An 18,283-nucleotide genomic window follows, 5' to 3' on the forward strand; every position below is an offset into this window, starting at 1 on the left:
TACAAAAAGATTATCATGATGAAGGATCCTATCATTCAATTGACAGGCCTGACAAAAAGCTACGGCAAAGTAACCGCTGTAGATCAGTTGGACCTGCACATTTATCCCGGAGAGATCTTTGGCCTGCTCGGCCCCAATGGTGCCGGCAAGACAACCAGCATCCTCATGATGCTGGGCCTGACCGAACCCACTTCCGGCACAGCCTATGTCTGTGGTCATAATGCTACGCGCAATCCGATCGCCGTGAAACGAAAAGTCGGCTACCTGCCCGACAATGTAGGTTTCTACCCGGATATGACGGCCCTGGAAAACCTAAGCTTTATTGCCAGATTAAATGGTCTTTCGGAATCCTATGCACAAGCTTCTGCAAAAGACATGTTACATGTGGTGGGGCTCGAACGGGAAATGCATAAAAAAACGAGCGCTTTTTCTCGCGGTATGAAACAACGTCTAGGCTTGGCCGAAGTGCTGATCAAGGCTCCCGAGGTTGCCATCCTTGATGAGCCTACGCTTGGCATTGATCCCAAGGGTGTTGACGAATTCCTTGAGCTCATCAAGCAGCTCAGCAGGGAGCATAACCTAACGGTACTGCTTTCTTCACACCACCTCCACCAGGTGCAGCGTGTATGCGATCGGGTGGGTATTTTTGTTGGCGGAAAATTACTGGTTGAAGGATCACTTGAAATCCTTGCCCATAACCTGCAGCAGCAGAAAGGCATCAGTACCGTCATTACCCTTGACCATGCCCAGGGCGATACCAAACGGTTTGCAGAAGCATTAAAGGCCCTGCCCGGACTCCGTGATCTTAAGGTGGACGGATTTACGATCGAATTAAAAACAGACAGCGATACAACAGCAATGGCTGTACGCCTGCTGGTAAACAATGGCGCCGATATCGTTTCCGTGAGCCGCAACGACTACCAGCTCGACGATATTTATAATACATATTTTGAGAACAGCATAACTACAGATAATGCCTATGAAAAATCCAAGGGTTTCTTCAAAAGATACCAATAAACGGCCATCCTTTCCGATGCAGGTGCTGGTCCGCAAAGAAATTGCGGCACATATCCGCAGCTGGCGTTTTATTATACTGATCCTGCTCATCGTACTGACTTTCGGCGCATCCCTATACGTTTCATCCATAGGGCTGAAAGACGCTGTCAGCAATATGCGCGATCCTGATCAGTCATTTCTCTATCTCAAGCTACTGACCACAACGGATAATTCCATTCCGCCATTTCATGTTTTTTTAAACTTTCTAGCGCCACTTTTGGGCATAGCCTTGGGTTTTGACGCCGTCAATGCAGAATACAACAACGGTACACTCACCCGTTTGCTGGCGCAGCCAATTTACCGAGACAACCTGCTGTTCGCCAAATTTCTGGCGCCACTGGCCGTGGTGGGTACATTATTTGTTGCGCTGGTCATGCTGATGATCGGTGGCGGTCTCCTCGGTACAGGTGTCCGGATAGAACCCCAGGAGTTGCTGCGTATCTTCGGTTTTACCTTGATCAGTGTGCTCTATGTCGCCTTCTGGCTGAGCCTTTCCATCCTGTTGTCGATCCGCTTTCGCCAGCCGGCCACCTCAGCACTTACCGCGATCGGCATCTGGTTGTTTTTTACGGTATTCTTTCCTATTCTGGTCAATCTGGCAATACGCCCTTTTTTACCTAACCCCAATTACATTTCGGAGCAGGAGTACATCGGCTATAATGAGCTCATCTTAAATCTGCTCCGCTTATCACCGAGTCAGCTCTATACCGATGCCACCACTACCCTATTGATGCCCTCGGTACGCAGCTTAGGTCCCATTTCCATGGAACAGATGGTCGGTGCCATCCCCGCACCACTTTCCTTTCGGGAAAGTTTTCTGATGGTGTGGCCACAGGTCAGTGGCCTCTGTGCAGCCATGATGATCTGTTTTGCCTGGTCCTATTACATTTTTATGCGAAGGGAAATCAGAAGTTAAGCGTTTCCACCAAAGCAGCTTGTCAGAACTGCTTTCACAAACTGTAAGGCGCACGCTTCCGTGCGCCTTTAGTATTTCCTTTTCGCTCGCTCTTTTCGATCATTTAGCAAGCACCCTATTCACGTAGCCTATAGGTGGGGATGGTACAAGCACTCTCTTCAAAGGCTCCAATGCACTGGAGCTGACCGAAGCCAGGGCACAGCCAAAAACGCTACACACATGATGTTGCAATTAAAGTTTTGCTTACTGAAGAAATAAAAGATCAATAGCGTGCGTCTTGCTGCATTAGAATAAAAACACACCAAATAAAAACAAATTAGACTGCATTTTGGTATATTTGTATACACTAAATAACAATTGAACTTAACAAATCAGGCTATGAAAATTCTATTGACCGGAGTGACGGGGTATATTGGAAAACGTCTTTTGCCTGTGTTGTTAGAACAGGGACATGAAATTATTTGTTGTGTAAGAGATAAGAATCGTTTTGATACCTCGGCAATCCCGGGGCATGTTCAAGTTGTTGAAGTCGATTTCCTGGATAACGAAAGTCTGAAAGAAATACCACTTGAAATTGATATTGCTTATTTCCTGATCCATTCCATGGCGACGCAGTCCGGTGATTTCCAGCAAATGGAAGCGCAATGTGCGACCAACTTCCGCAACTTTATGGAAAAAACCTGCGCACAACAGATCATTTATCTGAGCGGAATAATTAATTCAGATCACTTATCGAAGCATCTCGACTCGAGAAGAAACGTTGAAAACATCCTGGCCAGCGGGCGGATTCCGATAACCACCTTGCGGGCCGGTATCATCGTTGGCTCGGGAAGCGCATCTTTCGAGATCATTCGGGATCTTGTGGAAAAACTTCCGGTTATGATTACGCCCAAATGGTTGCAGACGAAATGTCAGCCTATCGCCATACGCAACGTGATCGAATTTATGATCGGTGTTATCGCCAACCCGCATACCTTTAACAAAAGCTATGATATCGGCGGTCCAGACATCCTTAGCTATAAAGAGATGCTGCTGCAATATGCTGCCGAACGAAAACTGAGGCGAAAGATCTTTGTTATCCCGCTCATGACGCCGCGGCTTTCCTCCTACTGGCTCTATTTTGTTACCTCGACGTCCTATAACCTAGCCAAAAATCTGGTCGATAGCATGAAAGTAGAAGTGATCTGTAAACCCAATAATCTGGCGGAAGAACTCGGTATTATGCTGATCAATTACAGGAAATCCATCCAATTAGCATTTCAAAAAATTGAAAGCGACAATGTGGTGTCCAGCTGGAAAGACGCACAGACCACTCATATTTTATCGGGCGGACTCACCCGGTTGCTGGAAGTGCCCAGTTATGGTTGCTTTAGGGATGTCCGCTCGGCTCCCCTCCACAATAGTGAAGCATCATTGACCAAAATCTGGTCCATTGGAGGAAATTCCGGCTGGTATTATGGCAACTGGCTCTGGAAAATCCGTGGATTCATGGATCAATTGGTCGGCGGAGTGGGGATGCGAAGGGGACGAAAAAATAAAAGCGATCTGGCTGCAGGTGATGCACTTGATTTTTGGCGCGTACTGATCGCCGATAAAAAGACAAAACGATTGCTGCTCTATGCCGAAATGAAACTCCCGGGAGAGGCATGGCTAGAATTTAAAATCGAGAATAATATCCTGCTGCAGACCGCGACCTTTAGACCCCTGGGCCTTGCCGGAAGGCTCTATTGGTATGCCGTATGGCCTTTTCACGGCTTCATATTTAGGGGCATGATTAATAGAATAGCTAAACCTTAAAAATAAAAATTCATAAACGATGATTTATAATGAGAACGCAATTGCTGCATTTGAAAGAAGATACAGAGCAAATTTTATAAACTCGCTGGGCGGCTTTAAAAGCCTGGTATTGATCGGTACAAAAAACAGGGACGGAAGTGAAAACCTTGCCACGTTCAGCAGTTTGTTCCACCTGGGCGCAGATCCGGCACTCTGTGGCATTATACTTCGGCCGGCGACAGATTTTAGCAGCACCCTGGATAATATCCTGGAGCAGAAATGGTATACGATTAATCATGTCTCATCCGAATTTGTACATGAGGCACACCAATGTAGTGCAAAATATCCTAAAGATGTTAGCGAATTTGAACAGGTTGGACTTAGCCCTGAATACCTGGAAAATATTCCGGCCCCTTTTGTTCAAGAAAGTAAAATAAAATTCGCCTGCAGCTTTGTTCAGAAAACAGCTATTGAGCTGAACGGTACAACATTGATCATCGGCCAAATAAAAACAGCTTTCGTGCCCGATAACTGTTTAAAAGAGGATGGTTATATCGATATCGAAGTAGCCGGAACCGTGACTTCTAGCGGTCTTGACAGCTATCATACCACAAGCCGGATTGAACGATTACCTTATGCGAAGCCTTAAGCAACTTTTCGCAAGGATTTTCATAAAGAAAGCACACAGTTCGGCTTTCTTCAAGACTTTACTTCCCAGAGCGGAAGATAATGTGTTACGCTATAGAATGTATTCTTTATCTTTGGTCTAATGGACATCAAGAAAAAATTTGGCAGTGCCTCATTTGGCGAAGACCTCATCTTACAGGCACTGAGCTGTTCTCCCGAGCCGACGTCGATCTATACCGGCCCAGAAATGACTATACAGTTCGCCAATGAGGGCATGCTTTCCGTGTGGGGCAAAGACGCATCCGTTATCGGTAAAGCACTTATCAGTGCTATTCCCGAACTGGAAGACCAGCCGTTCTTAGCTATTCTGCAAGAGGTTTGGCGTACGGGTAAATCCTATTCCGTTAACGAGGCACCAGCCAGACTCATTAAAAACGATGTTCCGGTGACTGATTATTTCGATTATGAATATAGAGCCCTATTAGACGAAAACAATAAAACCTGGTGTATTTTAAACACTGCCCGCAACGTTACTTTAAGAAGGCAGCATCAGCAACAGATTCGGGAAAAAGAAAAAAAGGAACAAGGGCTGATGGAGGAAATGGCGGCAACGCTCGAAGAATTGACCGCTACAAATGATGAGCTCAACAGTTCCTTACAACTTCTGGCAGAAAGCCGTGAACAAGTGCGGACAATTATTGAGCAGGCACCTGTTGGCATAGCGATGCTTAAGGGTCCGGAACTTATTATTGACATAGCGAATCCGACCATATTAAAAATATGGGGCCATCAGTTAGCCGATGTGCAGGGCCGGCCCCACGAAATCGCAAGGCCTGAACTGCAAGGCCAGCCCGTGAACCAGTGGCTCCGGGAAGCGTTCGAAAAAGGCGAACGGAAAACAAACAACGAACTCTCCATATTGCTGCGTCACAATGACGGGCTGCGGGAGGCTATCGTAAACTCGATCTATCAACCTATTTTTTCAACTGACAACAAAGTCACTGGAATTCTGATTATTCTTGAAGATATTACCGACCAAATCCTTGAACGGCGGAAAAGTGAAAAAGATCAACACATGCTGTCCATGGCTATTGATGCCGGAGAGCTTGCGACGTTCTATTATGAGCCCAAAAATAATCTGTTCTCCGGAAATGCGCTGTTAAAATCATGGTTTGGTTTAGCCGATAAGGATCAATTGGATTTATCCGCCGCTATTTCTTCCATCGTAGAAGAGGATCGGGAACGTGTAATAGTTGCCATAACTGATGCACTAAGTGAAGAGTCGGATGGCAATTACTTTATTGAATACCGTATTTTCCATGCGCAGTCCCCGAACGTTAGACTCGTGCAGGCACGTGGTAAAGTATTTTACGATGCCAAGGGAAAAGCAGTAAGTCTGAACGGTACTTTACGGGATATTACCGAACAAAAAGCTGAGGAACAGCGGAAAAATGATTTCATAAGCATCGTTAGCCACGAACTGAAGACACCCTTGACCTCTATAAACGCCTATCTTCAATTGATGCAGCGTCAGGCATTCCTTACAGCAAACACGAATTACCAAGACATTACAATGAAATCCCTTCGACAAGTTCGAAATATGAAGAACTTAATCAATGGATTCTTGAACATCTCGCGATTCGACTCCGGCAGAATGATGATAGAAAGAGAAGTGTTTGATCTGAAGGAATTATTTGCTGAACTTGAAGATGAATTTAAATTGAGGATAAACACCCATCAGATTGTCGCTGACCTGACGCAAAGTCTATCCATTGCTGCTGACCCGAATAAAATTTCGCAGGTAATCCAAAATCTTGTGGAAAATGCGGCCAAATATTCGCCGATAGGAACCCAGATTACATTTGGCTATTTGCCCACGGCAAATCAGGAAGTAGAGATTTTTGTCAGTGACGAGGGTATGGGTATTGCCGAAGAAGACCGGGATCAGATATTCGAGCGATTTTACAGGGCAGGAAAAGATAGAGTCGGAACAATCTCTGGATTTGGCATAGGACTTTATCTCTGCCGTGAAATTGTAGAACTGCATAACGGACACATCGCTGTGGAGAGCAACTCGGCCGGAGGAACCACATTTAAGGTGCAGCTTCCCGCCCAGTAAGGTAAACATTAAAAGTTTTTTTCTTCGGTTCTTCGCCAAACACATACGCGGACATATCTGTTATTTAATTGCCTTTAAATGACTTTTCTTTTTTACGATAGGCTTACTTTTGTCGCAAATGTTTCCCGTTCGGGATTTAAGAAGAGCAAGATGAAGAAAGAATCGCGCATCATATCGCTCATTGTAGGTGGCACTTTACTTATGGAGATGCTCGACACCACAGCGATATCGACAGCCTTACCCAAAATGGCACATGATTTTGAGAGTGATGTTGTACACCTCAGTGCAGGTATTACCTCTTACACCGTCATGTTAGCTGTATTTATTCCAATCAGCGGCTGGATTGCCGACCGCTACGGCGCAAAAAAAGTTTTCAATTTGGCGATTATCGGATTTATACTTTCTTCAATCGCATGTGGACTGAGTACCAACCTAACATCTTTCGTTATTGCACGTATTTGCCAGGGTACAGCCGGAGCCCTCATGGTACCGGTGGGACGTCTTATTGTACTCAAGCACACCGAAAAGAAAGATCTGGTTGAAGCGATCGGTTATATTGCCTGGGCTGGGTTATTAGGCCCTATTATCGGCCCAGTGCTGGGCGGATTTTTTACAACCTATTTTAGCTGGCACTGGATTTTCTTTATCAATATACCCGTCGGTGTATTTGCGCTGTGGGCCGTGCATCAATTTATTCCAGCGATGGATTCCGAAAATAATCGTCCCCTTGATATTATCGGTTTTTTTATCAGCGGTATCGGTCTTGCCGGAATTATGCTGGGAACTGAAATGATCGGCGCAGCCCAAGGCGATTATACAAAACCAGCGGCGACCATTGTGGCAAGCTTTGCGCTGATGGCCGTTTCGATCTGGCACTCCAAACGCATTAAGTATCCGTTGATTGATTACAGTATTCTGAACGTAAAAACCTTCCGGATTACAGTATATTCAGGCTCCATTACCCGTATGGTCATCAATGTTGCTCCTTTTATATTGCCCCTTATGTTACAGCTGGGTTTTGGACTGAGCCCTTTTCACGCCGGACTCCTCTATATGGCCAACATGTTCGGTAGTATGAGCATGAAACCGGTGGCCATGTGGATAACACGCAGATTTGACTTCCGCAAGGTCCTGATCGGCAACGGTATTATTTTAACACTGGTAACCGCCGGACTCTCCCTGCTTTCCATACAAACGCCGATCTGGCTGGTGGCAATTGTATTCTTTTTCTCGGGCCTTACACGCTCGCTCCAATTTACCAGCCTAAATACCCTGGCTTATGCAGACGTACCAAACGAACAGATGAGCAATGCAAATACGCTGTACAATACGGCACAACAAATGGCACTTGGTATGGGTATCGCCCTAGGTGCAGTAACGCTACACCTGGCAAGCAGTTATTATCAGGATACGGTTTATCAGATGCGGGATTTTAGCTTGGCCTTGCAGTTAATTGCTGGCTTATCGCTGCTATCCCTAATCGAGTATTTCAAAATTAAACCAAGTGACGGAGCCAATTTAAGGGGTATCTCAATTAAGAAAGAAGTTCAGAACGCCGCTTAGTGTTTTTAAATATTAGGTAGGCTTTTCGGTATTAGGTAGGCTTTTCGGGCTGTAGCCAAACTTTTTTTTAAACGCATGGGAAAAATGCGACAGATCTTCAAAGCCCAGATCAACAAAGATGTCCGAAGCAGCCCGCTTTTCTTCTTTTAGCAGATAATGTGCTTCGTCCAGTCTTTTTTTCAAAATCCATTGATGCGGCGATGTTTGAAAGACTTTTTCAAAATCGCGCTTAAATGTGGCGAGGCTCCTGCCTGTGAGCCAGGCAAAACGGTCTAAATTAACGTTATACCTGTAGTTCTGATTCATAAAGGCTTCAAGGTCTATTTTATGCGGTTCAGAAAAATCAAACAGGATATTTTTGAGCGCTGGTTTCGTTTGCAGGAGGATCAACAAAAGTTCCTTGATTTTCAGGTCGGTGAGTGATTTATTATTCAAATTGCTTTGGAGAAGGGCCTTCAGCGACACGATAAAATTTTCAAGAACCGCATTGACATCAATTTTAACCAGCGCTTCTGTTGGCGTTGAATGTTCGGATTTCAGCTGATACTCATTCGCAAAATTCTTTAGCGTTTCGTCGCTCAGGTAGATATTCAGACTTTCACAGGCGCCGTTTGGTGGTGGAATTTTTGCAAATTTCACCAGCTGGTTTTTTCTGATGAGATGAAAATCGCCCGGGTTCGCAGTATGCTTGTCTTTATTGTCGGACAACATAAAACTTCCCGACAGCTGATAAGAAATCGTATGCTGAGCCACAAAATTTTCCCCTTTTCTGCTCACCTGGTGGTAACAGGAATAGACAATATCCGAATTTTCTATCATAAGACGATCGATCAAGACAAAGCGCCGTTCGTACGACAACGCTTTGTCAAATGTATAAAAATTTAGCTTAGTACGGCTTTGATTTCAAGGTAAGGTTGCAAACCATATACGCCATATTCCCGTCCAATGCCCGACTGCTTGAATCCGCCAAACGGAACCATCGGGTCGTGACTGAATCCATTGATACAGATCCGCCCAGCATCGATCTCTTCGGCCACACGTTTTGCCCTTTCGCTATCCGCCGATGAGATGTAGGCTGCTAGTCCATAAGGCGTATCATTGGCAATTTCTATGGCTTCCGCTTCGGTTTGATAGGGAATAATACACAAAACGGGACCAAAAATCTCTTCCCGGGCAATGGTCATCGCATTGCTGACATTTGTAAAAATGGTGGCTTTCACAAAATTGCCCTCTTCCAGACCTTCAGGTTTTCCCAATCCGCCGGTCAACAAGGTTGCCCCTTCCTCGATACCCGTTTTAATATACTGCTGTACTTTATCAAACTGCTTCACACTCACCATCGGCCCGATGTTGGTATTGGCATTTTGTGGCAGACCGACAACCATACTTTCCGCAGTGGCCTTTGCTATAGCATTTACCTGATCCAGCTTGTCCTGTGGCACGAGGAGCCTTGTCGGCGCTATACAGGCCTGGCCACTGTTCATATAAGCGCCGTATACGGCCATCGGAATTGCTTTATCGAGGTCTGCATCATCCAGTATAATATTCGGCGATTTTCCACCCAGTTCGAGCGTGATGCGTTTCATGGTATCGACCGCTTGTTTAGCGATGGATTTTCCGACGGCTGTAGAACCCGTAAACGATATTTTGGCAATTCCGGGATTCTCGCTCAGTTCCGTGCCCACCACATTTCCGAGACCCGTTACCACATTGATCACACCTTTCGGTAAACCGGCTTCGTGAAAAGCTTCCATCAACACATTCGTCTGCAAAGCACTCATTTCACTGGGTTTGACGACTACGGTACATCCTGCCGCGATTGCGGTAGCGACTTTACTGGCCACCGAACTGTTGCTGGCATTCCAGGGCGTAATGATAGCGACAACACCCACAGGCTGAAAGCGTACCGATGCGGCGTTAATTGTCCGTTCAAATTCAAAGCTTTTAAGCACTTCGATCATGCTGTCAAACCAGGCTCCGGTATGCGCGTTGCTCATGCTGACAAATTGATGCGTTCCGCCGTATTCTTCGATCATCACATCGATAAAATCCTGCTTTCTCTTCTCAATCGCCGTTTTCAATTTTGTTAAATAACCGATACGTTCCGAAACGGTGGATTTTGAAAATGTGCGGAAGGCAGCTTTTGCCGCTGCAATGGCATTCCTTGTGTCGGTTACATCGGCTAAAGTGACTTCACCGATTTTTTGATTCGTAGACGGATTGATGAGCTCATAAATTTCCGTTCCGTGCGAGCTTACAAATTCCCCGTTGACATAAATCCTATTAACTGTTTTCATTTTGTTCCTATTTATAAAGCAAATTTAGTGGAACCATCTCGACTCAACTTGGCAAAAAAGCTCAATTATACTTTGCAAAAAAGCTCAGATCCGACAAATGCGCATACTCGGTTTATAACAATGCCTTTGGATAAACACTGCCTCGGCAAAGGCCTTGTCTACCCGCAAGAATAATTCAAGGAACGTCATCTGATTGTTTTTCAAAAAAGTCAGAGATACAGCATTTTAGGCTATATCCGTTTGATCTTTATAATAGCAGAATTTATCAGTTCAGTGGTATAAGTTGGTCCCAGCCCTTATGCCGCAGATTATGTACGTTATCCAAAAAATCTTTTAACTTTTTTTCTTTTCGCATCCATTCTGTTACCAGCAGCAGGTTTCCGATCTCCATCGCCGTCATCTTCAACCTCAGACTTTGAATCACCTCCTTACGAAACTCCAGTTGAGTCGCGTTAGGCGAAATTGGAAAACGGATATGCATCATATTCACCCTACAGGTGCTACTTATACGGAAAAACCATTTGTCAAGTCCTCTAGTTTCTAGCTCATGCAAGAAACGATCGGCTTCTAGCCGCGTACCATCAATCTGTACAACTTCTTTTTTTCCTTTTTTAGAAAAATAAAAAGGGACATCAAACATACGAACAGCATCTTTCTGCAATGAACTTAGATCGAATCGAGCTTGGAGGTAAAGCACATCATAGAGTGATCCGATTGGAATACTTTTATCCAATGCGCTTGGAGGCAGTATGGTGACCACTTTTTCTACAGGAACTATTTTTTCTGGTAATAGATCGCTGAAAAGCGCCACTGCATTTGTTGGCGTAAGCCACCATAATTGGCCTCCAATAAAAACATAGCTTACATAGGCCAAGCATCCTGTAGCAATAAAAGGTATATAATGGAATAAATAGTTTATAAAAAGCATATACGTACTACCGCTACGTACAAAAGCGATTAAAAAGATAAAGCAGAGGTATAGCATTAAAACTGCTAAGGATGTGGACAGAATAGCCCATACCAGTTCTGATTTTGGTAAACTATTGGTCTGCACGCGTCCTCTTCCAAATAGTTGCAATTGCGGATATTTTTTCTGCCAATAAATCCACAAAACTTTCAATTGAACACGAATGAGCAGCGCAGCAACGACTATTGCCAAAGCAAATGCCAACGTCCAGGTCCAATACGCTGGCATCCAAATTCTATTTAATTTAAATCCATTGTTTCCAATTAGATTAAAAATCAAAGAGACGAAAAAACTCTCTACGAATAATTTTAACATTTTCATATCATTCCATCAAATACTGTTATTAGACTAAGGTTTATATTGTTTGAACATCTAATTTATTAAAATTAATCAAGTATTAAGCAAAATTTAATCTTCAAAAAGTAGATTATCCTCCAAAATCCCGGAGGTTATTCTTTGGCATTCGCTTAGGTAATCTTTAAAATAAATATTTGCCAAAAGAGAACTTTTATGAAAGAAAACTTAGACGATGTCGGTTTGACAGCTAAAGTTGCCACACTTCTCGCGCTACCTCGGGTAGATCGCGCACTAGCGCTGCAGCTTATGAGAGATAATTTTGTGGACTGGATGGAGCACAACTTTAACCTAAGCTCCAATCAGGCGGATAAACTTAACCAACTTCCCGCTGAGCTTAGTCAAAAACTTGGCATTGCGATCAGCAATTACCTCATGGAGGGCCATGTACTTCAAGTTCGAAAAGACGAAAAGAAAGTTGAGCAACCAGATTTCACAGAGCTTTGTATATACGGGGTCGACGAATGGCTCGATGGAGGAACTGAAGCAGAGGCGACTCCCCTGTATATACGGATTTCATACAAAAACGCCTAGCCTTATTATGTATGCCAGCCATTTTTCGAGGCTGATTTCATGATAGTTGCCGCTTTTAGCTGAAGCTATTTTTCTATTCTTGATTAGTAAACAAGCGTTTCTTTATAGAATACAATGAAAGCAATGAAAGGCCCAAAAGGACCTTTCACACTTTTTGGAGATAAAGATGTATACTTATTTTTCCAAAGGCAGCTTGACCCCCTCTTTGATTTCGTCATTGGCATGCAGCAAGATCTGATCACTGCTGTTTAGCTTTCCAAAAACTTCGGTAGAATCATGCGTGGATACCCCTTCTTTGATATCCACAAAATGTGTCTTGCCATCTATGAGCTGGATCACATACTGCCTTTCTGTAGAACGCACGATACTATTGGAAGGTACCAATAACGAATTGGCTCCGGCAGACAATGGAATATCGACCTCACAGTATAAACCGGGTTTGAGCTTATTATCCGAGTTTGCGACATCGACCTCTATTGCTTCAGACTGCATGGCGCCCAACGAATTCGCCGAACGGGCTATCATCCCTTCAAACACCTTATTCGGGGTATTATTAAAACGATATGCAACCTTTTTCGAGAGGTCTACTTTATCGACATAGGTCTCGGGGATCTGCACTTCCAACCGTAATTTATTGAGATCCTGCAGAATCAACAGAGGTTGATCATTGCCTTTTCCCGGTCCGACCAGTGCTCCTTCGGAGATATTACGCTGTACAATCACACCATTGAATGGCGCTTTGATGTTCAGGTACGATTGCAACATTTCAACTTCTTCCACATTTGCTTTTTCCGACATGGCGACTGCTTCGTCAGCTTTCATCTTCGAGAGGGCATTGTCCAGATCAAGCGGGGATACTGCGCCTTCCTCCTGTGCGGCATTTTTGAGTCTTTTATATTTATCCTTACTCGCAGAAGCGGTCTCCTGTGCCTGTACAAAACGTGAATGTGCGGCCTGAACCGCTGCGAGCATTTCTGGCGCCTCCAGCTGCATCAGCAGCTGCCCCTTTTTAACAACTGTACCTCTATCCACAAAGATATGCTTAACAAAGCTATTCATCTTGGCATAGATATTTACTTCATTAAAGGGTTTGAGCTTACCGGGTAAACGCACACTGCTGGACATGACTTTCTCTTGTATGACTGTTGTCTGATAGGTACTGGCCTTAGCCGGATTTTTTGGCGTCAGGTCAATCGGCTTTTCGGTTTGACCGCAAGCGAAAAGTAAGCCTGTCAGTAGTAGTAAATAGCCTATTTTTTTCATCCGTTTTATTTTCATATTCATTACTCAATTGTGTCTTTAAGGCATCACTGCCATGGGCGATTTTATCTTTAAATACGATTCTCTTCCTGTTGCATAGCCACTTCCATCTTTATCGCCCTAGTTTATACTGCTGGGTTTAAATTCTGAAAGAACACTACATTTTTTTTAGTTAACACTATACTTGTCTTTTTCCACCAGTAACTTTTGATGATCGGGCTCGTCCTGCGGCAATAGTGATTCGGAATCGAACGTGGATTTTTCCTTCATCCACACAAACAGGAGCGGCAGGATAAAAAGAGCAGCAAATGTGGAGGCAAACAGACCGCCGATCACGGCCCGGCCCAATGGTGCCGCCTGCTCACCCGTCTCCCCCATTCCCATGGCCATAGGAATCATTCCGGCAATCATTGCCATACTGGTCATCAGGATCGGACGTAGCCGCGTTGTCGCGCTGGCCAGCGCCGCCGTCCTGGCATTACGGAAATCCAATCGCAGTGCTTCCGCATTGGACACGATCAAAATAGCGTTGGCTACGGAGACACCGGTAGACATAATCATACCCATGTAGGATTGCAGATTGAGCGTCGACCCTGTGAGCAATAGCATCGCCAAGGATCCAAGGATCACTGCAGGAATAGTCACCAATGCGGTCAGCGAAAGCTTCACACTCTGATAATTCGCTGCCAGTAGCAGAAATATAACAACAACTGCACAGGCAAGCCCCAACTGCAAACTACCCATGGTATCGAGCAATAGTGTCGACATCCCTTTCATTTCTACCACGACACCGCGCGGTGGAGCCTGGAGTTCACGAATAGCCTGTTGCACATCCGCTGTTGCTGTGCCCAGGTCTTTCTTATGGATATTTGCCATCACGGTCAAATACCGCCTTGGCCCATGCCGGTCATACTCACCTGGTAGATACTGTGTATTAAAAGTGGCTATATCGCCCAAGGTCGGTGTGAGCTGTCCTTTCACCAGTGGAATTTCGCGCAGCTCGTCCATGGTATTCATCACATATTCAGGCACCTGCACCTGTACCTGATAGGTATAGGTATTGTTTTCATCGAGCCACTGGATCTTCTGCGTAAACCGGCTCGAGGAAGTGCTGGCCGTTACCGATCGAGCAATATCATCCATCTGCAGACCAAGCTGGGATGCTTTGAGCCGGTCGATGGCAATGGAAATGGTTGGCAGCCGCAGCGGTTGCGCGATCTGCACATCCCGCAGATAATCGATGTGCCACAATGCGCTGACAACCTGATCGGCATAGACCTTCAGTTCGTCCATTTTCTTTCCGGCTATGCGCACCTCGATCGGCGTTGCAGCGCCCTGGCTCATAATCTTTTCGGTCATATCAATAGGCTCAAAATTAAGGCGCAATTTGGGCAGTTTATAATGGATATTTCGTCGTAAAACATCTTTGAGTTCGTCCATATTCACATGGTAGTCTGCATTGAGGTTCACTTGGATCACGGCTTCATGCGTTCCGGTATTGAATACATAGAGGTTGCTGACTCCATAGCTGCTGGGCACCAGACCAACATAGGCCGAACTGATGGCGACCTGATGGTTCACCGTACTATCGATTACCTGCAGCACCTGTTTAACGGACTCTTCGGTACGTTCCAACCGGGTTCCATCGGGCTCTTTGATCCGTAGCTGAAACTGTCCATTGTTGACTTTTGGCATCATGTCCTTGCCGATGTACACAAATGCCGCTGCCGCAAGCCCCAGCGTAAGCACCAGATAACCGATGATGACTTTGCCCTTATGGCGCATGGAGCGGTATAGGCCGAAGCGATAACGCTTTTTGAACTTATCGAAAAAGCCCGGCGAGTCTGACTTGAAATGACCGATATGATGTTCTTTGAGCAGCCAGTTGGATAAAATAGGCACCAAAGTCTGCGCCATAAAATACGAAGCGATCATCGTCAATCCAATGGATAAAGAAAGGGGAAGAAACATCGCCCGGGGAATTCCCGTCATCATAAAAGAAGGTGCAAATACGGCCAAAATACAGAACAGGATCAAAAGCAGCGGCACGGCAATCTCCTGACAGGCATTGTAGATCGCCTTACGTTTGTGCGTACCCTGTTCCTGATGCTGGTGTATGCTTTCGATGGTCACCGTGGCCTGATCCACGAGGATACCGATGGCCAGGGCCAAACCACTCAAGGTCATGATATTGATGGTCTGGCCAAACAATGTCAGTAGCAGGACGCCGATCAGGATGGATACCGGTATGGTTACGATTACGATCAGGCTGCTCCGCCAGTCGCGCAGAAACAAGAGAACCATGAGACCGGTAAGCAAAGCACCGAGCCCCCCTTCGTGCAAAAGGCTCTGCACCGAATTCATAACCGCTACTGATTGGTCAAATTCATAAGACACCTTCACATCCTCGGGCAGCAGATTCTGGATTTCCGGAAGCTTGGCCTTGAGGTTGCTGACCACTGCCCAGGTGGACGCATCCGATGTCTTAACGGCAGGGATATAAACAGAGCGCCGGCCATTGATCAGTGCATAACTTACCGTCACGTCCGAGGCGTCCGATACGCGTGCGACATCTTTGATATAAATCGGAATTCCATTTTTTGTCAGAATAGGGATATCAGCAAAATCTGCGACATTCTTGATCAGTGAATTGATGGTTGTCACATACATCGTGTTGTTGAGGTGCAGGTTACCGGATGGTGACATCACGTTAAATTTCGACAATGCCATCACCACCTCGTCGGCGGTCAGGTTGTAGCTCCGCAGTTTATTGGGGTCAACATTGACCGTAATCGTCCTGGAGTTGGCGCCAAAAGGTGGCGGTGCAGAGAGACCCGGTACCGCAGAAAACATGGGCCGCACCAGGGTACTCGCCATATCGTAAATCTCCTTGAGGCTTCTTGTCTTCGAAGATAGCACCAGTTGCCCCACCGGTAAGGAGGAAGCGTCAAAACGGACCACCTGTGGCGGCAGCGCCCCTGGCGGAAAAAACTTCATGGCGCGGTTTACCTGCAGTGCTACCTGCGCTGAGGCTTCGGCCATATCGGTATTTTCGTAAAAACTAAGTTTCAGGAGCGTAAGTCCCTGAATATTTTTGGCGGATATATTCTTGATTCCATTGACATAGAGAAACTGATCCTGCATCCGGGAGGAGAAAAAACCTTCCATCTGCTGGGGAGACATCCCGCCGTAAGATTCAATAACGTAAATGGTCGGTGAATTGAGCTGCGGAAAGATATCAATCGGTATTTTCAGTACAGCGAGTACCGAAAAGAGCAGTAGGCTCAGGGTGATGATCACTGTGGTAATCGGCCTTCGTAAAGCAGCTGTGACTAGTGACATAAGTGATTAGTTAAAAAGTTGAAGAAAGCCATCGACATTGTTCTGCGCCACCACCTGGTGGAACAATGCCAGATAATAATTATACTTGGCGGTGATGTAATCGCGCTCTGCCTGATTGAGCATGTTCTGGGCAACATTGACCTCCACAATATCGATAAGTCCATTTTTATATAGGGAAAACTTCTGGCGGTAGGCGGCATTTGCAGCTTTGGTCTGACGCGGAATTTCCTTCAGACGTCTTTCTGCAGTCGCCACTTCAGTGGTAGACTGTGCAATATTCATGGCGATGTTGGCCTGTTGTTCCTGTAGCTTTTGACCAGCCTCGTCCACCATGAGGCGTTGCGTATGGAGTTTTACCTTTTTGCGGCGCAGATCAAACAGGTTGTAGTTTATTCCTAGACCAACAAGGTAGTTAGCGCGTTGCAGCCCAAAGCCATCGGCGAGCGAACCATAACTATTATCGCTATGTACACTGGATGCCCTGCCCCATACAGCCCCCGAGAGAAACAGCTTGGGACGGTAACTGTTGGCAACCAGCTTTTCTTCCATCTTCGTCTTGTCGAACAACGCATTATAATAGGCGATCATAGGGTGCTGACGGCCGCCATCGAGTTCAATCGGCGCGTTCTTTACCTGTTCGAAAAGAATCTTTTCGGCAGTGGTATCCGCTACAATCTGCGCTGGCGGCATACCCGCCAAAGTAGCCAGTTGAATTTGTAATTGTTGTTGCTGATTATCCAGTTCAATGAGACCAAGTTGGCTACGCGATATTTCAGCATCGGCCATACTGGTATCCACGCCTGCCCGTATACCACTTTTAACCAGGGCAAAGATCGATTGCCGTATTTCCTGATTGCGGGCTATACTGCGCGACTGGATACCGATGAGGTCATGCAATTTCAGTAGCTGCAGGTAACTATAAATCGTGAAGGACTGTAAGTCATACTTCGACTGTTCAAAACGACGGTTCTCCAAGGTCACCTCCGCCTGCGCAAGTTGGTCCTGGGCATTGAATTGACCAAAATTATAGACCTCCCACTGGAAGGCGGCAATGCCAAGATTGCTGCTCACAGCCTGATACTTATTATCGGCACGGATACCGCCATTATTGGTCGGCACGAGACCAAATCCGAAGTAAGGCCCCGGCACATTATTATTGGAGCCGACGTCTGCCTGATACGACAGCTGTAGGCTCGGCAGACGGTTGTTTTTGACTTCTGCGGCGCGCGCCTGCTGCACCTGTGTACGTACATAGTCGGTGCGTAAGGATGGCGCATGCTGCGTTACCGAAGACAGCAGCTGGTTGAGTTTGATAGGCACATGACTCTCCTGTCCATAGCTAAAGAAGCTACAGCAGAGCAGCACATGCCCCATAAGGACAAGTTTTTGAAACATATAAAAAGCTTATTTTAAAATAAATGAATGTTTGCGGTCCCATTGGAACCCACTCAATACGATTAAAATGGCTTTTT

Annotated in this window: 13 protein-coding genes; 7 read left to right on the plus strand and 6 right to left on the minus strand. The window is 45.7% G+C overall.

The genetic code is table 11. The features are described from left to right. The first annotated feature begins 15 nt into the window (after positions 1-15). From IQ31_RS01875 to IQ31_RS01900, 6 genes are all read left to right on the plus strand, one after another. Entirely contained in the window at positions 16-1,017 is a 1,002-nt protein-coding gene (locus IQ31_RS01875; protein WP_237241699.1) for an ABC transporter ATP-binding protein, read from the plus strand. Beyond that, positions 980-1,972 carry an ABC transporter permease gene (locus IQ31_RS01880; RefSeq protein ID WP_075992940.1) on the plus strand — a complete coding sequence of 331 codons (993 nt, stop codon included), beginning with the start codon at positions 980-982 and terminating at the stop codon, positions 1,970-1,972. Before IQ31_RS01875 ends, IQ31_RS01880 begins: the two co-directional genes overlap by 38 nt. A 378-nt stretch (positions 1,973-2,350) precedes the next feature. After that, on the plus strand, positions 2,351-3,769 hold the full coding sequence (locus IQ31_RS01885) for an SDR family oxidoreductase (RefSeq protein WP_145326937.1): 1,419 nt from the start codon (positions 2,351-2,353) through the stop codon (positions 3,767-3,769). A 19-nt stretch (positions 3,770-3,788) separates the two neighbouring features. Beyond that, positions 3,789-4,397, plus strand: a complete 609-nt coding sequence (locus IQ31_RS01890) for a flavin reductase family protein (protein WP_145326938.1) — start codon at positions 3,789-3,791, stop codon at positions 4,395-4,397. 120 nt (positions 4,398-4,517) lie between these two features. Further along, positions 4,518-6,494, plus strand: coding sequence for a PAS domain-containing sensor histidine kinase (locus IQ31_RS01895; protein WP_145326939.1), 1,977 nt, complete (start codon positions 4,518-4,520; stop codon positions 6,492-6,494). A gap of 78 nt (positions 6,495-6,572) precedes the next feature. Continuing rightward, the gene (locus IQ31_RS01900; RefSeq protein WP_208734079.1) at positions 6,573-8,057 is read left to right on the plus strand and encodes a DHA2 family efflux MFS transporter permease subunit; all 1,485 of its coding nucleotides are present in this window, start codon (positions 6,573-6,575) and stop codon (positions 8,055-8,057) included. A 12-nt stretch (positions 8,058-8,069) separates the two neighbouring features. Here IQ31_RS01900 and IQ31_RS01905 read toward each other — a convergent pair whose 3' ends face one another. The 3 genes from IQ31_RS01905 to IQ31_RS01915 all read right to left on the minus strand — a co-directional run bounded on the left by IQ31_RS01905 (position 8,070) and on the right by IQ31_RS01915 (position 11,636). Further along, positions 8,070-8,876, minus strand: a complete 807-nt coding sequence (locus tag IQ31_RS01905) for a helix-turn-helix domain-containing protein (protein ID WP_145326940.1) — start codon at positions 8,874-8,876, stop codon at positions 8,070-8,072. Between the two features lie 62 nt (positions 8,877-8,938). Beyond that, positions 8,939-10,354, minus strand: a complete 1,416-nt coding sequence (locus IQ31_RS01910) for an aldehyde dehydrogenase family protein (protein ID WP_145326941.1) — start codon at positions 10,352-10,354, stop codon at positions 8,939-8,941. A 265-nt stretch (positions 10,355-10,619) separates the two neighbouring features. After that, on the minus strand, positions 10,620-11,636 hold the full coding sequence (locus IQ31_RS01915) for a hypothetical protein (protein WP_145326942.1): 1,017 nt from the start codon (positions 11,634-11,636) through the stop codon (positions 10,620-10,622). Positions 11,637-11,831: 195 nt separating this feature from the next. On the opposite strand from IQ31_RS01915, the gene IQ31_RS01920 reads away from it, so the two are divergent. After that, entirely contained in the window at positions 11,832-12,209 is a 378-nt protein-coding gene (locus IQ31_RS01920; RefSeq protein WP_075992947.1) for a hypothetical protein, read from the plus strand. A gap of 174 nt (positions 12,210-12,383) precedes the next feature. On the opposite strand, the gene IQ31_RS01925 is transcribed toward IQ31_RS01920, so the two are convergent. The 3 genes from IQ31_RS01925 to IQ31_RS01935 form a co-directional block, all read right to left on the minus strand. Further along, on the minus strand, positions 12,384-13,472 hold the full coding sequence (locus tag IQ31_RS01925; RefSeq protein WP_075994845.1) for an efflux RND transporter periplasmic adaptor subunit: 1,089 nt from the start codon (positions 13,470-13,472) through the stop codon (positions 12,384-12,386). A 165-nt stretch (positions 13,473-13,637) separates the two neighbouring features. Beyond that, the gene (locus tag IQ31_RS01930) at positions 13,638-16,811 is read right to left on the minus strand and encodes an efflux RND transporter permease subunit (RefSeq protein ID WP_145326943.1); all 3,174 of its coding nucleotides are present in this window, start codon (positions 16,809-16,811) and stop codon (positions 13,638-13,640) included. A gap of 6 nt (positions 16,812-16,817) precedes the next feature. Continuing rightward, entirely contained in the window at positions 16,818-18,206 is a 1,389-nt protein-coding gene (locus IQ31_RS01935; protein WP_145326944.1) for a TolC family protein, read from the minus strand. Between the last annotated feature and the right edge of the window lie 77 nt (positions 18,207-18,283).

This window comes from Sphingobacterium siyangense, assembly GCF_007830445.1.
Taxonomy (GTDB): Bacteria; Bacteroidota; Bacteroidia; order Sphingobacteriales; family Sphingobacteriaceae; genus Sphingobacterium; species Sphingobacterium siyangense.

What these genes read in the sequence shown, in the direction of transcription:
- IQ31_RS01895 (WP_145326939.1), top strand. Translation starts at nt 4,518, where the DNA reads ATGGACATCAAGAAAAAATTTGGCAGTGCCTCATTTGGCGAAGACCTC.
- IQ31_RS01935 (WP_145326944.1), bottom strand. Translation starts at nt 18,206, where the DNA reads ATGTTTCAAAAACTTGTCCTTATGGGGCATGTGCTGCTCTGCTGTAGC.
- IQ31_RS01930 (WP_145326943.1), bottom strand. Translation starts at nt 16,811, where the DNA reads ATGTCACTAGTCACAGCTGCTTTACGAAGGCCGATTACCACAGTGATC.
- IQ31_RS01920 (WP_075992947.1), top strand. Translation starts at nt 11,832, where the DNA reads ATGAAAGAAAACTTAGACGATGTCGGTTTGACAGCTAAAGTTGCCACA.
- IQ31_RS01925 (WP_075994845.1), bottom strand. Translation starts at nt 13,472, where the DNA reads ATGAAAAAAATAGGCTATTTACTACTACTGACAGGCTTACTTTTCGCT.
- IQ31_RS01875 (WP_237241699.1), top strand. Translation starts at nt 16, where the DNA reads ATGATGAAGGATCCTATCATTCAATTGACAGGCCTGACAAAAAGCTAC.
- IQ31_RS01910 (WP_145326941.1), bottom strand. Translation starts at nt 10,354, where the DNA reads ATGAAAACAGTTAATAGGATTTATGTCAACGGGGAATTTGTAAGCTCG.
- IQ31_RS01915 (WP_145326942.1), bottom strand. Translation starts at nt 11,636, where the DNA reads ATGTTAAAATTATTCGTAGAGAGTTTTTTCGTCTCTTTGATTTTTAAT.
- IQ31_RS01885 (WP_145326937.1), top strand. Translation starts at nt 2,351, where the DNA reads ATGAAAATTCTATTGACCGGAGTGACGGGGTATATTGGAAAACGTCTT.
- IQ31_RS01905 (WP_145326940.1), bottom strand. Translation starts at nt 8,876, where the DNA reads ATGATAGAAAATTCGGATATTGTCTATTCCTGTTACCACCAGGTGAGC.
- IQ31_RS01880 (WP_075992940.1), top strand. Translation starts at nt 980, where the DNA reads ATGAAAAATCCAAGGGTTTCTTCAAAAGATACCAATAAACGGCCATCC.
- IQ31_RS01900 (WP_208734079.1), top strand. Translation starts at nt 6,573, where the DNA reads ATGACTTTTCTTTTTTACGATAGGCTTACTTTTGTCGCAAATGTTTCC.
- IQ31_RS01890 (WP_145326938.1), top strand. Translation starts at nt 3,789, where the DNA reads ATGATTTATAATGAGAACGCAATTGCTGCATTTGAAAGAAGATACAGA.